Source organism: Paenibacillus sp. MER TA 81-3, from assembly GCF_023713585.1.
In the GTDB taxonomy this organism is placed as follows: domain Bacteria; phylum Bacillota; class Bacilli; order Paenibacillales; family Paenibacillaceae; genus Paenibacillus_B; species Paenibacillus_B profundus.
Genome location: NZ_JAMAWB010000003.1, coordinates 75799 through 91812 on the forward strand (window position 1 = coordinate 75799; position 16014 = coordinate 91812).

Annotated in this window: 14 protein-coding genes; 5 read left to right on the forward strand and 9 right to left on the reverse strand. The window is 49.4% G+C overall.

Going from position 1 to position 16014, the window contains the following annotated elements:
* Positions 1–17: 17 nt before the first annotated feature.
* From M3650_RS04835 to M3650_RS04845, 3 genes are all read right to left on the reverse strand, one after another.
* Positions 18–386, reverse strand: a complete 369-nt coding sequence (locus M3650_RS04835) for a DUF423 domain-containing protein (protein WP_251572878.1) — start codon at positions 384–386, stop codon at positions 18–20.
* A 150-nt stretch (positions 387–536) separates the two neighbouring features.
* The gene (locus M3650_RS04840; RefSeq protein WP_251572880.1) at positions 537–905 is read right to left on the reverse strand and encodes a nitrous oxide-stimulated promoter family protein; all 369 of its coding nucleotides are present in this window, start codon (positions 903–905) and stop codon (positions 537–539) included.
* Positions 906–1328: 423 nt separating this feature from the next.
* Positions 1329–2285, reverse strand: a complete 957-nt coding sequence (locus tag M3650_RS04845) for an aldo/keto reductase family protein (protein WP_233697786.1) — start codon at positions 2283–2285, stop codon at positions 1329–1331.
* A 326-nt stretch (positions 2286–2611) separates the two neighbouring features.
* Here M3650_RS04845 and M3650_RS04850 point away from each other — a divergent pair, with 326 nt between their 5' ends.
* The 3 genes from M3650_RS04850 to M3650_RS04860 all read left to right on the forward strand — a co-directional run bounded on the left by M3650_RS04850 (position 2612) and on the right by M3650_RS04860 (position 6806).
* On the forward strand, positions 2612–4285 hold the full coding sequence (locus M3650_RS04850; RefSeq protein WP_251573268.1) for a DUF4091 domain-containing protein: 1674 nt from the start codon (positions 2612–2614) through the stop codon (positions 4283–4285).
* Between the two features lie 289 nt (positions 4286–4574).
* Positions 4575–5333: an IclR family transcriptional regulator domain-containing protein gene (locus M3650_RS04855; RefSeq protein ID WP_251572882.1), complete on the forward strand. Its 759-nt coding sequence runs from the start codon at positions 4575–4577 to the stop codon at positions 5331–5333.
* Positions 5334–5348: 15 nt separating this feature from the next.
* Positions 5349–6806 carry a sulfatase family protein gene (locus tag M3650_RS04860; protein ID WP_251572884.1) on the forward strand — a complete coding sequence of 486 codons (1458 nt, stop codon included), beginning with the start codon at positions 5349–5351 and terminating at the stop codon, positions 6804–6806.
* 387 nt (positions 6807–7193) lie between these two features.
* Here M3650_RS04860 and M3650_RS04865 read toward each other — a convergent pair whose 3' ends face one another.
* Both M3650_RS04865 and M3650_RS04870 read right to left on the reverse strand, forming a co-directional pair.
* On the reverse strand, positions 7194–8471 hold the full coding sequence (locus M3650_RS04865; RefSeq protein WP_251572886.1) for an SEC-C metal-binding domain-containing protein: 1278 nt from the start codon (positions 8469–8471) through the stop codon (positions 7194–7196).
* A 236-nt stretch (positions 8472–8707) separates the two neighbouring features.
* Positions 8708–9439 carry a Fic family protein gene (locus tag M3650_RS04870; RefSeq protein ID WP_019422719.1) on the reverse strand — a complete coding sequence of 244 codons (732 nt, stop codon included), beginning with the start codon at positions 9437–9439 and terminating at the stop codon, positions 8708–8710.
* A 200-nt stretch (positions 9440–9639) separates the two neighbouring features.
* Here M3650_RS04870 and yhbH point away from each other — a divergent pair, with 200 nt between their 5' ends.
* Together yhbH and M3650_RS04880 are read left to right on the forward strand one after the other, a co-directional pair.
* The gene (gene yhbH, locus M3650_RS04875) at positions 9640–10800 is read left to right on the forward strand and encodes a sporulation protein YhbH (protein WP_251572888.1); all 1161 of its coding nucleotides are present in this window, start codon (positions 9640–9642) and stop codon (positions 10798–10800) included.
* Positions 10787–12247, forward strand: coding sequence for a SpoVR family protein (locus tag M3650_RS04880; RefSeq protein WP_019422717.1), 1461 nt, complete (start codon positions 10787–10789; stop codon positions 12245–12247). The genes yhbH and M3650_RS04880 overlap by 14 nt, the downstream gene beginning before the upstream one ends.
* 81 nt (positions 12248–12328) lie before the next feature.
* On the opposite strand, the gene M3650_RS04885 is transcribed toward M3650_RS04880, so the two are convergent.
* The 4 genes from M3650_RS04885 to M3650_RS04900 all read right to left on the reverse strand — a co-directional run bounded on the left by M3650_RS04885 (position 12329) and on the right by M3650_RS04900 (position 15901).
* Positions 12329–13924, reverse strand: a complete 1596-nt coding sequence (locus M3650_RS04885) for a hypothetical protein (RefSeq protein WP_251572890.1) — start codon at positions 13922–13924, stop codon at positions 12329–12331.
* A gap of 29 nt (positions 13925–13953) precedes the next feature.
* Entirely contained in the window at positions 13954–14751 is a 798-nt protein-coding gene (locus M3650_RS04890; RefSeq protein WP_251572892.1) for an S-layer homology domain-containing protein, read from the reverse strand.
* A 211-nt stretch (positions 14752–14962) separates the two neighbouring features.
* Positions 14963–15121, reverse strand: coding sequence for a hypothetical protein (locus tag M3650_RS04895; protein WP_251572894.1), 159 nt, complete (start codon positions 15119–15121; stop codon positions 14963–14965).
* A 90-nt stretch (positions 15122–15211) separates the two neighbouring features.
* Positions 15212–15901, reverse strand: a complete 690-nt coding sequence (locus tag M3650_RS04900; protein WP_251572896.1) for a hypothetical protein — start codon at positions 15899–15901, stop codon at positions 15212–15214.
* Positions 15902–16014 lie beyond the last annotated feature (113 nt).

Sequence of the window (16014 nt, forward strand, 5' to 3'; positions counted from 1 at the left end):
TCGATCTCGACACAGTCTTAACGGCGTGCCGCTAAAGCTAGCATGAACCAACCCGCAATGAGCGCAACTCCTCCGATCGGCGTGATAGCTCCTAACATGCCAACTCCCGTAAAGCAGAGCAAATACAAGCTGCCGGAAAAAATAATAATCCCTATCCAAATGAGTCTAGCCGCCCATAACACTTTCTGTCGATTTGCAAGCTTGTCCGCTAATATTGCGATAAGAATAAGACCTAAGGCGTGGGCAATATGGTACTGCACTGCTGTTTCATAAGTAGCCATCCGCTCTGCGGTCAAATATCCCTTCATAATGTGCGCGCCAAATGCCCCCAGCGCAACGGACAACAACGCATTTAAGCTTCCTATCATCGTATATCGTCGCAACATGTTGTCAGCTCCTCTAAGAACGAATTTCGGCAATTTTTAACTATATTTTACGATTCTATCTTATCTGAATGTGCTGCGTTTTTCCACAAGGAATATTCGAATTGTCCATATTATAGTGGAACATCTTCATCGTAGAGAGTGGTTGCGCTTCTATTTTTCTTGGGCAGGACGCATTCCATCAATAGCATGTCTTATCGCTAACAGCGGGTGCTTCCACATCATTCGAGGTCCGGCATATCGCATCACTACTCGAATCCGGGCGCGCATCTCCGGCTTATAGCAATGTACATGACATTTGCCGCAAGTCGTTTTGACCTCTCCGAATCGACAGAAGGATAGTCTCTTTTGTGCGTATAAATACAGTTCTTTACATTCATCGCATAGGGTGACTTTGTCTGTTTCTACATCTATCTCTGACATTGGACGATCGCTATGCCGAGCTCGGCAATAAACGGAGATCATCACACTAACTGTTAGCTTTTCTCTACGGATTCTTGGTCCGTCCTGCCTGGTACGCATGTATATAATTCTCCTCTCCCATCCGTTTATCAAGCTGTGTGCAAGCTTCTCTCTACGTACCGTAACGGATTGAGAAGTGGATTGCTATGACTTCAATAACAAAAACAGTCACTCCATGCTGAAGCCAATCAAAAAAGACGCCTTTCGGCGTCGAGCATCATACATACGTTCAGCTTGCGATCGGGGGATGTCAAAGTCCATGCTTCGTTCCACGTGCTGGAGCCCATTGCAGTCATGTTGCTTCCTCCTCACTGAATCGTCTAAAGTCTGTTATGTTACATCGAAATCGTTACAGCGATATTGGTACATCGTGTGCTGCTACATCGTTACTGTTACATCGTTATAGCAACAGTAGTATTTTGTTGCAGCATTATTGGCACACGTTAATACACGGCGGCACTCCGAACATTTTTCTCCCGTTGTCTAGGCCTCTTCTTTTAAAATAACGTCGATCTCCTTCAAATCTTCTTCCGACAGCTTAACTCCAGACGCTTTGCTGTTCTCTACTACCTGCTCAGGACGGGAAGCCCCGATGATACAACTGGATACGATGTCATAGCGTAGTATCCAAGCGAGTGCGAGCTGCACCATGGAAATTCCATTCCGGTCCGCAATTAGGCGCAGACGCTCAACCCTGCGTAAATAATGCTCCTGCATGAAACGGTCCATGAACATGTTCGTGCTTGCATCAGATGCCCGCGTGCCTTCGGGTACCGGAGCTCCTGGCTTGTATTTGCCCGTCAATACTCCCTGTGCAAGCGGACAGTAGACAACTTGACCGATGCCTTCCTGTTCACATAGTGGAAGCACATCCTTTTCAATGGCACGATCCAGCATATTGTAATGCGGTTGGTTGGATACGATGCGGTCTAAGTTGAATTGTCTGGCCGTATGAACGGCATCCGCAATGTGATGCGCCTCCCACGAGCTGACCCCGACGTACAGCACCTTCCCTTGCGTGACAAGATCGTCGAGCGCGCGCAGCGTCTCTTCGATCGGAGCTTCGGAATCGTAGCGATGGCATTGATATAGGTCAATGTAATCTGTACCGAGCCGCTTCAAGCTGGCCTCGCATTGCTCGATAATATGCTTCCGCGACAGACCGCCATCATTCGGCCCTTCTCCCATCGGGAAATACACCTTCGTCGCCAGCACGTAGGATGAACGCTCGTATTTGGCCAAAGCTTTACCAACGATCTCCTCAGCCGCGCCCTCATGGTACACGTTCGCAGTATCAAAAAAATTAATGCCTAGCTCATAAGCTTTATCGATAATGGCTTCCGATTGAGACTGGCCGATTGATTCTCCATAGGTGAGCCAGCTGCCAAGGCTAATCTCACTCACCTTCAATCCGCATGTTCCAAGTCGACGGTACTTCATCTTTTACTCATCCTCCTGTCACTTCATTTCATTATTAGAGGTTGTTCAAAAAGTCCCTTTTTCGAACACGCACTATTAATATTCAATGCATCCGTGGAACGCGATGATTCATATGGATTATATAGGAGAGAAACGGATGCAGCCATAACAGAAACTCACAACTTTTTGACCGTCACATCCTGTGCGCACATGGTGAAAGGCATCAATAGAAAAGGCATCTTTTTTCCTCTCATTCACAGGAAAATCAACATCCATGTTGAAGATGTAGAAAGCGCTCCCATTCGAATTAGGTGGCAGTATTTATAATCGGAAAGGTGGAATGGATTATGACGAACAATGCGTTGGACACTCGCATCATAAGCTCCTTAATTAAGGTGTTTGCAGACGAGCCGCTGCAAGCTCCAGCCTTCAGCACCGCAAGCGCGTTGCAGGGAGAATCGTTTCATTTTCAGCTAGCCTATCATGGTAATGAACTCATGAAGCATGCCGTTGTAAAGGTACAAGGCGGTGTGGCGGAGGCTATCTCCGTACAGAAGGTCGAATTGGTTCCGTCCGAACTTCCGATCTATGCGCATCATGACAACAACCTCGTAAGGTCTACGCCTGGATTGTATCCCGATCTGCTGACGCCGATCCACGAGCAGGACGGTATCGTTATCTGCCCGGGACAATGGCGCTCATTATGGATCTCCCTTGAGGTAGATGTGCGCTGGACGGAAGGAGAGCATCCGATAACGGTGAGCATTGCTAGCGAAAGCGGCGAGCTGTTGGGAGAAGAAACGTTTACGCTTGTCGTCATCCCCACCGCGCTGCCCAAGCAGCAGCTTATGCATACGGAGTGGCTTCATTGCGACGGAATCGCCACTTATTATGGTGTTGACATATTCAGCGAAGCTCATTGGGACCTGATTCGGAAGTTCGTGCGCACAGCCGTTCAGCATGGAATCAACATGATTCTCACGCCATTGTTCACCCCGCCGTTAGACACGGAGGTTGGCGGTGAACGCCCGACCGTTCAGCTGGTCGATGTGAAGAAGGAAGGCGAGCGCTATTCATTCGGCTTCGAGCGTCTCGACCGTTGGGTGCGGATGTGCCTCGACGAAGGAGTGGAATACTTCGAGATGTCCCATCTGTTCTCCCAGTGGGGCGCAAAGCATGCTCCGAAGATTATCGCTTCCGTAGACGGAGAAGAGCAGCGCATTTTCGGATGGGAAACGGATGCCGCCGGTCCAGAATACCGCGCATTCCTCCGCCAATTCCTAACCGAGTTGGTTGCATGGCTGAAGGCGCATCGAATCGCGGACCGCTCGCATTTCCACATCTCGGACGAACCGCGGATCGAACAGATGGAATCCTATCGCCAAGCCGTCGAAGCGGTGTCTGATCTTCTCGCAGAGTTCCCAGTTATGGATGCGCTGTCCGACTATGATTTCTATCGGAGCGGTCTTGTGCAGGTTCCCGTCCCGGCGAACAATCATGTCGAGCCGTTCATCGAGCATGGCGTGAAGCCGCTCTGGACGTATTACTGTTGTTCGCAATACCGTGAAGTGTCGAACCGCTTCTTCAGCATGCCTTCGGCCCGCAACCGCATCTTAGGATGGCAGCTGTATAAGTTTCAGGTCGACGGCTTCCTGCATTGGGGATATAACTTCTACTATTCGCAATATTCGCGCAAACGGATTGACCCGTTCCGTACGACCGATGCATTATATGCATTTCCGTCAGGAGATGCGTTTCTCGTCTATCCGGGAGAGGAAGGCCCGCTCGAATCCATCCGCCTATACGTGCTGCGGGAAGCGCTGCAGGATTTGCGCGCACTGCAGCTGTTGGAGTCGTACATTGGGCACGAAGCTGTTATCGCTCTCATTGAGGATAATATGGAAGAAGCTCTCACGTTCCACTCTTACCCGCACAGTGCGGAGTGGCTGCTGAACAAGCGTGCGCTGGTGAATGAGCGGATTCGGGAAGCCGTATGCGGCACGAGTTCTCTAGGCACGTAATCGTCAAGATATGATAATAAAGGCCGGTCCCGCCTAACAGCGTTTCTGCTATGGCGGATCCGGCCTACATTTATTCATCTGGAAACGACGCTGTCACCGTTCGTCTTCGCACTTATCGGGATGACGCTTGGGCTTACTTCGAGCCTAACTATGGACAAGCAAGTTCGGCACCACGAAGAGAGTAACACATACTGCGCATTGTCATTTTGGTATCTAACGATTAAAATAATATATATGAAACTATTAAGTAATATATATAATACTTTCGTTCGAAAAGAGAGGTGAATTTATGGCTTCCGCACCCGGATTAAGCAGCGGACTCCGCATCATCGAGTTAGTATCCGAATCTGAAGCAGGTATCGGCTTCAACCAATTGAAGGCTGTCTTAGAATTGAATGCAGCCAGCCTTAACCGTTATTTGCAGGTGCTGCTGGAACAACAATATGTGGACAAGAACGAGAACCAGCAGTATGTGCTGGGCGCCAAGCTGTTAGGAATGATGAAGCATGCCGATTCCCTACATGATGTCAGCGACATGACCGGCCCTATTCTAGATTACATTTGCAGAGAGACTGGAAGCACTTCACTCTGGATCGACTTCCGGGACGGCCGGATGATGTGCCGGGATAAAGTCGTTCATCCCGAAGGCGTAGTCATGCAGCAGATAGGCGAAGTACGAACGGACTACATGCTGCACCCTTGGGGGTTTTTGCTGCTTGCCCACGCAAGTGCCGAGAAAAGACGCTTTTACATCGATTACGCGAATCTGGCCGGCCTCGCCAGCTGCTGTCCCGACAAGGCTTCTGTCCAACGATTCATTGAAGAGGCTTCGGGAAATGGCCTATCCGATGATAAAGGGCTTATTTTGCAGAACATACGCCGAATCGCCGTTCCGATCCGCGCCCATTCACGTATCGTTGCCTCCATTGCGATAGGCATGCCGGGCGTATCCTTTGAAGAACAATTCATTACACGCATCTACCGGATTTTACAAGAAGAGGCGGTACGTGTAGAACGGCTGCTGAGTGATTCCACAATATCACATTGAGGGAGCGAACGATTGATGACGAAGAGACAACCGAACGTGATTTACATTTTAGCTGATGATATGGGCTACGGTGATATTTCCTGTTTGAACGAACACTCCAAAATCAATACGCCCAACCTGGACCTTCTCGGAAAAGAAGGGATTATCTTCACCGATGCGCACTCCTCCTCTGCCGTGTGCACTCCCTCGAGGTACAGCATTTTGACGGGAAGATACAATTGGAGATCAGCGCTGAAGGAAGGCGTCCTGGGCGGGTATTCGCGCAGCATTATCGAAGAAGGGCGGATGACGGTTGCTTCTCTTCTCAAGCAGGCTGGTTACTATACGGCTTGCTTCGGCAAATGGCATCTCGGCTTGGATTGGCACAAAAGCGGGGATGGTCCTGCGGAGGTCGATTTCTCCAAACCGATACAAAACGGCCCTGTCGATTGCGGTTTCGATGAATTCTACGGCATCAGCGCATCGCTTGATATGCCGCCATATGTCTATATTGAGAACAACAAGGTGACCCAGATGCCCGACCGGGTGACGCGTAACGACGATAAGAAAGGTTTTTGGCGCGAGGGCCCGACAGCTCCGGATTTCCGGCACGAAGAGGTGCTGCCGCGGTTGACGCAGAAGGTGCTAGATCGGATTGAACAATTCGGTGCCAGTTCCAGTTCCGATCCGTTCTTCATTTATTACCCGCTGCCTGCCCCGCATACGCCGATACTCCCGACTCCCGAATTCAAAGGGAAATCGGGAACGAACCTGTATGGAGACTTTGTTCTCATGTGCGATGATGTCGTCGGTCTCATTATGAGCAAGCTGGAAAGCAGCGGACTTGCGGACAATACCGTGCTGGTGTTCACCAGTGATAACGGCTGCTCGCCGAGCGCCGATTATGAGGAACTGGCGCAAGTCGGCCATAATCCGAGCTATGTCTTCAGAGGGCATAAGGCAGATATTTATGAGGGAGGGCACCGTATTCCACTATTGGTCAGATGGCCCGAACAGATTGCTGCAGGCACGATGATCGAGGAGCCGGTGTGCTTAGTGGATTTCATGGCAACGGCAGCTGATATCGCGGGCTTGCCTCTCCCTGATAATGCAGGCGAAGATAGTGTAAGCCAGCTTCCTCTATGGCTGGGCGAAGCCGGTAAACAGCCGCTGCGGGAGGCCATCGTGCATCACTCCATCGACGGCTCCTTCTCGATACGCAAGGGCGAGTGGAAGCTGGAGCTATGCCCCGGCTCAGGCGGATGGAGCGATCCGATGCCGGGGACGGAACCTGCGGGCGCGCCACCGTTCCAGCTGTATCGGTTGAGCGAGGACATCCGCGAGCGGCAGAACCTGGTTGAACAGCATCCCGAAGTCGTCCAGAATCTGAAGGAGCTTCTGACCCGATATATTGAGGAAGGCAGAAGCACACCGGGTACGCCGCAGCCAAACGCAGGAGCTCAGCGATGGGAGCAATTGCATTGGATGCAGTAGAGTGACGGCTTAAGCATCTGCCCTTTCTGGAATCCGAAAGACGATGAAATACAAGTCGTGCATCATACCTGTGATACTTCAAATCAATTGTAAAAGCTCGATAGTACGGGAAGCCGTGTTGACAACACGGCTTCCTTGCACAACCGCCTCGTAACGCCACTCGTTCGGATCATAGCTGATCCGGTGCACTCTTCTTCCGTGAAAGTAACTTTCCCCTCGTCTGAAAATTGTAGCTCAGCATAGAGTTTGAATCTCCCTTTTAGAAAGAGTAGCACCTATCAGCATCTTTTAACTCTTCCTTTCAGTTTTGCTGAATACATTCTTGTAAGAACTGTTGTATAGGGACAACCTTTCACATAAATAGATACGATATATACTGTCGGTACGCTATCGTTTCGATTTCGCCGTCGCTTGTTTCTTGACCCAGCTTATTAATGGCTTGTCCCGTTGCCATATAGGCAGAGCATAATAGATGTAGCTTATGGCCTCATTTTCGTCACCGAACCCGTAAAAGTCAGGCAATTCCTCTCCAAGCCGCTTGCGGCCGAGAATGTATGCAGGCACATAAGGATTGCTTGCCCGCGCTTCCTTCCACCGTTCTCGCAGCACAGGCTCGGGTTGCTTCGTATAATAAGCCAGCAAAAAACGGGGATAGCTAAAATGCGCTCCTTCGTCATCCTCATGCTGATCGAGAAGGTCCGCCAACTCTTTGAATTTGCCAAGAAGAATAAGACAATTGACATACAAATATCGTACGCCCTGGTTGTCGTTAGGATTGAGCGCCAGCATGTCGGCGAAATGCGACTCGGCTTCCGCGAAGTCCCCGAGAAAATAGCTTGCCTCCGCATATCCGGATTTGCTCCGCATGAACGGTCTTGTTTCGTCCAAGCCCCAGAAATATCCTTTATTTTTACGGAAGTACGCCGGTCCCAAATCATTTGTTCCCGCCTCAATGCCTTGTCGATAATAATCGCGTGCTTCCTCGAGCGTCTTCGCTTTGGTCACAGCCAACTCGTTATAATAATCAGGAGTGGCTTGTTCTGTCACAGATGAAGTTCCGAGCATATCGTTCACGATCGCATCGAAGGAGCGTTCCCGTTCTGCGGCATCCTCGTCTAGTAATTCATCAAAGTCATCGTCGTCTTCGTCGTCATCTACCTGAAGTTGGCCTACCAGCAATTCCATCGCATATTCGTCCAGCTGTTGAACGCGGGTTGCGAGCGAGCTGACGGACACCTCATACCGCTTAGCCACTTCCGCCTGTGTGACGTAGTCTTCATGCAGGTCGCGCACAACGTATTCCAACGCCGCCCAGAACACGCCCATCTTGCGGAAATTCGGCTCTTGGTCGTTTGAATAGTAATGCCAGAGCATGATGCCGAATGCCACATATTGTTCGGGCAGGCGTCCGCTCCAATGCTTGATTATGCCCTTAGCCAGTATCCGATAGAGCTCGCTCTCCCAAGGCAACCTCTCGATGAATACAAACAAATCCTGTTCTGGGTTGGAGTTGCGCTTCGTTGCCGCACCGCCCGATTGCAGATTGTCCGTTTCCGATTTCACAATCGGAACAACGTTGGACTGCTTGTCATTCTCTAAGCAGCAATGCTTGTATTTCTTCCCGCTTCCACAATGGCAGCTATCGTTTCTGCCCAGCTTTTTCATACCATCCCTCCAACGTACAGTTTCAATATTATAAAAAAAGACGCGTGTTCCTATATTCTAGGAAGAACGTGTCTCTACCACACGGGACTGCTTGCTTCACTAATCGGAGCCACGTCTCAACAAATTTTCTCAACTCGGCCTGTCGCAGCCGGCGGGTTCTCTTGAACTGGGGCCAAGTAAATATAACAAGTAATACTTGTGTGTTTCAAATTAGCTCAAAACATACGTAAAGCCATTCAATTGATAACTAGCTTCAAATAAAAATCAAACGTACGATCTAGAATCCTGGTAACAAGAGAAATAAATTTATCATTATTACCAGTCGTATGAGCCTCATCAAGCGATGCGTAATACTCGGCCCTCATGTCTTTTTCAATCACGATAGGCGGATATCCGTTCTTCATCAACTCAAAATTCAATAGTAACCGAGCAGTTCTTCCGTTACCGTCAATAAAGGGATGAATCTTCACAAAATCACTGTGAATCAAAGCCGCTCTTACTACGGGATGCTGCTTCTGTCCCTCATTACCATACCACTTAATGAACTCTTCCATCTGCACAGGAACTTGTACCGCTTCAGGCGGGAGATGCTCGGCTCCGCTGATCAGCACATTTTCCTTACGATAAGCTCCCGCATGTTCATCATCAATCCCTTTTAATATTAAACGGTGGATGCTTTTTATCTGCCACTCGGATAGTGGCTCCTGCTTCTGTACAATCTCTTCGACGTAAAGAATGGCATCCTTATGATTAATCGCTTCTAGATGCTCCTGTATCTTTTTCCCGCCAATCGTAATTCCTTCTAGAGCAACCTTCGTTTCTGACAACGTTAAGGTATTGCCTTCTATGGCATTGGAGTGGTAGGTCCAATTCACAATGAGGTGCTCACGAATGCTGTGTAGTGTATTTGGAGGCAAGGGCCTTTTCTGATCGAGGACACGTTTCTTACTATCCACCGATGTGAACATATTCAATCACTCCATCTGTTCCTGCTATATCCTCTATTATACCATGCTCAGGATAACGTAAACAGATAACACCGCTGCACACATCCATCACATAACCCCCTGCATTCTGAATATATTTGTATAACACGCAATTCTTTTCCCATAAGCCAATACACTGTTTCAACAGGTTGAGAAATACATCCATCAGGAGGTGTCTGCCATTGGATGCACGAACGTTTATCGTTTCCCGTGAGGATTGGTCCCTCCACCGCAAGGGATACCAGGACCAAGCGCGCCATCAGCAGAAAGTCCGCGAAGCAATCAAACAAAATCTTCCTGACCTCGTGACGGAAGAAAATATTATTATGTCAGACGGCAAACAGATTATTAAAGTCCCCATCCGCAGCTTGGATGAGTTCCGGTTCGTGTATAACTTCAATAAGAAGAAGCACGTTGGGCAAGGCGATGGAGACAGCCAAGTGGGGGATGTGCTCGGCACAGACGGTTCCCAGGGGCAAGGCAAAGGTCAGCAAGCCGGTAATCAGCCAGGTGCAGACGTCATCGAAGCGGAAGTGAGCATCGCCGAACTCGAGAACATGCTGTTCGACGAATTAGAGCTGCCGCATCTGAAGCAGAAAGACAAGGACCAATTGGAAACAACGGAAATCCGGTTCAATGATATCCGTAAAAAAGGCATTATGTCTAACATCGACAAGAAGCGGACGATACTGGAAAATTTGCGCCGCAATGCATTGGCGGGACAGCCGGGCATTCACGGCATCAATCCAGATGATCTGCGATTCAAGACGTGGGAGGAAATCGTCAAGCCGCATTCCAATGCGGTCATTATCGCGATGATGGATACTTCGGGTTCGATGGGCTCGTTCGAAAAGTATTGCGCCCGCAGCTTCTTCTTCTGGATGACCCGCTTCCTGCGCCGTCAGTACGAAAAGGTCGAGCTCGTATTCATCGCGCATCACACCGAGGCGAAGGAGGTAACGGAAGAAGAATTCTTCACCCGCGGCGAGAGCGGCGGCACGATCTGTTCTTCCGCCTATATTAAGGCGCTTGAGATTATCGACAATCGCTATCCGACGTCCAGCTATAATATTTATCCATTCCATTTCTCCGATGGCGACAATTTAACGAGCGACAACGAACGCTGCGTCAAGCTCATTTCCCAGTTGCTCAAGCGCTCCAATATGTTCGGCTATGGCGAGGTTAATCAGTACAACCGCAGCAGCACGCTTATGTCCGCTTACCGCAATATCAATCTCCCCCATTTTATGTACTATGTCATCAAAGAGAAGACTGAGGTGTACAAAGCTCTCAAGCATTTTTTCAAAAAGCAGCCGGGAGGGGTGCGTCATGACGTCCGATGACAACCGCGATCTGGAATACGCTATTGCCGAAATTACGGAAATCGCAGAAGGATTCGGGCTGGACTTCTATCCAATGCGCTACGAAATTTGTCCCGCCGACATTATTTATACGTTCGGCGCATATGGCATGCCGACCCGCTTCAGCCATTGGAGCTTCGGCAAAACATTTCATCGCATGAAGATGCAATACGACTTCGGTCTCAGCAAAATATATGAGCTCGTCATTAACTCCAATCCTTGCTATGCGTTTCTGCTCGAGGGGAACTCGCTCATCCAGAATAAGCTCATCGTAGCGCACGTGCTCGCGCACTGCGATTTCTTTAAGAACAATGCCCGCTTCTCCACTTCGAACCGAAATATGGTCGAGAGTATGTCCGCGACCGCCGAACGGGTTACGGAGTACGAAATGGAGTATGGCACTCACGCGGTCGAGAGCTTTATCGATGCAGTGCTAGGCATCCAAGAACATATCGATCCGCAAGTTGTGCGGCCACAGAAGCTGGATAAACAACGCTATATGGAGCTTAAAATGCGGGAGCAGCGGGAGCAAGAGGGACAGCCCACCAAAGCACAGGGGGACTACGACGATCTATGGGCGCTCGATGAGATGAAGATAGCCCTCAAATCGGGCATGGCTGCGCTGCAAGAGTTGCCTGACCGCCGCTTCCCGCCGGAACCGGAGAAAGATATCGTCTGGTTCATTCAGGAATTCTCCCCGGTTCTGGAAGATTGGCAGAGGGACATCATGTCGATGCTGCGGGATGAGATGCTCTACTTCTGGCCACAGCTGGAGACGAAAATCATGAACGAAGGCTGGGCTTCTTACTGGCACCAGCGCATCGTGCGCGAACTGGATTTGACGACCGATGAGACATTCGAGTACGCGAAGCTGAACAGCTCTGTCGTGCAGCCGTCCCGCCATAGTCTGAACCCTTACTATCTAGGCGTGAAGATGTTCGAGGACATTGAGAAAAGATGGGATCAGCCATCACGCGAGGAACGGGAGCGCTACGGCCGCCAGCCGGGACAGGGACGCGCCAAAATGTTCGAAGTGCGCGAGCTCGACTCCGATCTTTCCTTTATTCGCAACTATTTGACGAAGGAGTTGACGGATGAGCTTGATCTGTACATCTTCGAGAAGAAAGGGCCCGAATGGAAAATTACCGATAAATCGTGGGAGAACATCCGCGATCAGCTGGTCTACTCGCGCGTCAACGGCGGATTTCCGTATCTAGTCGTGCAGGATGGGGATTATCAGCGCAACGGCGAGCTGTACTTGAATCATCAATACGAAGGCGTGGAGCTCGATCTGAAATATTTGGAGCGCACGCTGCCATACGTGTATACGCTGTGGGGCAAGCCGGTGCATCTGGAAACGAAAGTCGAAGAGAAGACGGTCATGTTCACCTATGACGGTAAAAAGGTATCGCGCAAATTTGTAGGGTAAGCGAAAGTCTACTGCACACGAAACAAATAAACCGCCGGTCGAACGATGGTGTCGACCGGCGGTTCTCCGATATTGGCAAAACTATTGAAGCGTTATGTGAACAGAGTTGCCTGGCCAGACTAGAACGCTATACGAACCTGGAGTCAAATCCGCTGTAGGTATCATAACATCCTGAACCGGCTCTTGTTCCGCAACGGTTACTTTCGTGCCGCGTTTGGCCACCACTTCATTCTCCACATCGAATAAGGTATTAAAGCGGACGGCGCTCGGCACGAGATAGACCGTTGTCCGCTGATTCACGCGTACCGCAATTTCGTCCCCAACGGCAAAGACCCGCTTATCAGACACTAATCGAACATTCAAGCCTGCCTTGATGTCAGAGGTTGTAACCTCTCGATCGTACACATTGCCGTACGTATCTTGGATGACGCTTGCATTAAGATGAAGCTTGTTGGCTTCACCCGAATAAGGCACTGCGAACACAACCTCCAGACTATTCGCATACAGGCGAATTTCATCTTCCGCATGCAAAGGCTGGAACGGTTCATGATTGACCGAAAAAGTAATGGCCGCTTTCAGCGCCTCCAAATCGGGCAAATGATTTTGAATTTCTTTATTGAAGTTGAATATAATGCTGCTGTTCGTTCTTCCCGATTGGCTAGTGCCGCTGTATTCCAACGCATCGTCCTTGCCTGCATACAATTTGATGAATTCTGGGTACGAGACCTGTCCTTCTGCACTGAGAGCGATGACCAAGAATGTAACCTTTGTTCTGCTCAATCCGGTCGTATCGATATAAACGCCTTGGTTGGCCTTGACTGCTTCTTTCTTTCCTATGCCGCCCCGGACCGCTTCTTCCAAGCCGATCTGGCTGCGTGTCGTGCCGCTCTCTACAATATATACCCAACCGTCCATATCGCTGACGGCATATACACTTTCGGTTACTGTCGCTTTTTTGGCTACGGACGACAGTACCGGCACATCACCTGTCGGCAATGGATGAATATCGATGCCGCCACCAGGCTGTTCCCCGCTGTTATTGCCACTGCCTGTCGATCCGCTGCCTGTCGATCCACTGTCCGAATTGCTGCTGTCATTCGACAAGGAGCCGCTGGCAGATGGCGTCGAAGCCGGTTGTTTGGCGTCATTCGCCGCAACGTCTTTACCGCCGATTTTTAATTTCACTTCTTGCGCAACATCGCTGCCGACCTTCATGTTGCTCGCAGGCTTCTCCATCGAAATTCCTTCGGCATTGACCGTTGCGCTCTGAACCGTGCCTTGACCCGCTACGTTAATCGCCGCATTCATAATCAAAGTCACGATGGACGCTTCGCGGCCAAGATCCAGCTTCGTTCCAGCAGCCGCCGAGTCAACGTTCAAATCTTTAATCGAGCCTGTAGGGATATCAACGACAATGCTTTTGGCAATGACATTGACCGTCTCGAACGAACCGACCAACTGTATATTGGAAGCTTGCGGCAGCGCCTCAGATAAGGTCACCTTATTGATTTCCGCACCGGATTGCGCTTCGATTTTCGCATTCGATTGCACCGTCACATCGGCGATTTGTGTGGAGCCGTTCACAACAATCCGCACTTTTCCATCCACTTTATCTACGACTACCGTCATCATGATGGAGTCTTCGAAGTGGATGCTGTTTTCGCCTCCGCCCTGCACAGTTGTCGTGCCATGAACTTTGACATTTTTCAGCGTGACGTCGCCTTCACCGACCTGCGGCCAATGAGAAGGTCCCCTTGAATGTCCATGTTTTGCAGCGTAACGCCAGGAACGTTGATTACGACGTTTTGATTGATTTTCTCTACGTCGGTTTCCGGTCCATATACACCCGCTTTGTCATAAGCAACATTTTTGGCTTGATAAGCTCTATCCAGAATGACAACCGCTTCGGCACGCGTTACGTGTGCTGTAGGTTTGAAGATATTCTCGTTATAGCCTTGCATAACTCCAACCTCGGTCACTGCTCCGATTGCATCCTTGCTCCATTCAGGACTGTTCACCGTATCGGTAAACGCATTGCTGGAACCGGTAACCTCCAGCTCAAGCATATGAGCAATCAACACCGCCGTCTCCTGACGGGTTATCGCCTGTTCCGGCTTGAACGTTCCATTCGTATAACCTGTTATGTATCCCGCTTTCTGCGCCTTTGCAACCTCTGTATAGAACCAATCCTCAGGCGTGACATCGGCCGCTGATACGGCTCCGGTCTCTTGGAATCCGAACAACTGATTGATAACCGTGATCAGTTCAGCCCGCTTCATTGTGCCGTTTGGCTGGAAAGCTCCATTCTCATACCCCTGAACCATTCCTTCAGCAGCAAATTTCTCAATCGTTTTCTCCGCCCAATGACCGGAAATATCGGTCAAAGATGTCTTTTTCGATGCTGCTGTCGGATCTGAGGCATCACCAAACGCTACATTCGCATTTGAGACGCTGATGCTCACCACCATCAACATCACCAATAATTTGCTCACCCATGTTTTCATTGTTGCTGCAACTCCTCGCTGATTTGCTTCATCTTTTCGTGATATGGGTCTTCTGTCACAATAGAAAAAGATACTACAAATTTGAGCCTATTACTAGGGCGAATCTTTCTTTTACGGTAACAATTTACTAGGTAATACCAGTGCTTTTTTTCTATTTCCATACAACAAAGGAGCCACTGTCGTGACTCCCGTTCATGCGAAGCTTATGTGCCTACGCCAACTCATTCACAGGCAGATCGCTGGAATGATACGCTTTCTGCTGCCGTTTTAATTTTACCTTCCATTCCTTCATTTCAAGTCCTGCTGCACATAGCAAGGACGCAAAAAATCGGGCTGCTACAACTTGTCTTCGGTAATATACACGCTGCATAACATCTGTCACCCTTCGTCAGGTTTGTCAAGTGGTTACAACTTCGAAATTTTTCGCCCAGTCCCTGCTTTCAAAATCGACAAAATCATACTAATTACGCAACTTCAACCGATCAGCATATTGAACCAGCTTCTCGTGTATGTACAGAAGCATCTGACGAAGTTCATCCTGCGGCGCTTGAATGGCGACGACGATAAGCTCGTCAAGCTTGCGCTGAAACAGCCAATATGGATCTTCCTTCTCCCCCGTAATGCGACGGGCATGCAAAGAAGGCGAAAGAAGCGGAAGTTCCCTAATCCATTTGAGCTGCCTGTCCACCTGATGCTCTGCAGCACATAGAGGGGAATCACTCTCCGTCACGTCCATTTGAATCTGTTGAACCTCGATGACAGCCTGTCCCCCCTCTCGTTGCTCGTCGCCTTCCAACGTCAATTCGCATCGAGCAATCGTCTGCACACCGATAGTGTCCCAACTCCCGCAGCTTTCACATTCGATAACGACCAGCTTCATATCGTCCGGCTCTGATGGACCCAGCACGATCATCCTGCGATCGTTCTGTTCGGTATTCTCATATCCATATATCGCACACACCTCAATTCCGTCCATTGGAATAAACGATAAATTGAGTGCGCTTTTACTTAAGGCATCCGCATTATCTCCATCTACATCCAAGTTCATCAATTCCGCATGCAACACTACAATGATAAAAAAGCGATAAGCTCTTCCCATCGGCACGTGTGCCCCGCTGCGCACAATGTGCATATAACGGTTGACTGACAAGACGCATTCCCTCTTTTCTGCTTTGATAATACTTAACTATGATAATACTTCAAATTTTAAATAAAAGTTGAACCATTGTTCATATTTTTCTATTATGGATCAATCCCCCTCTA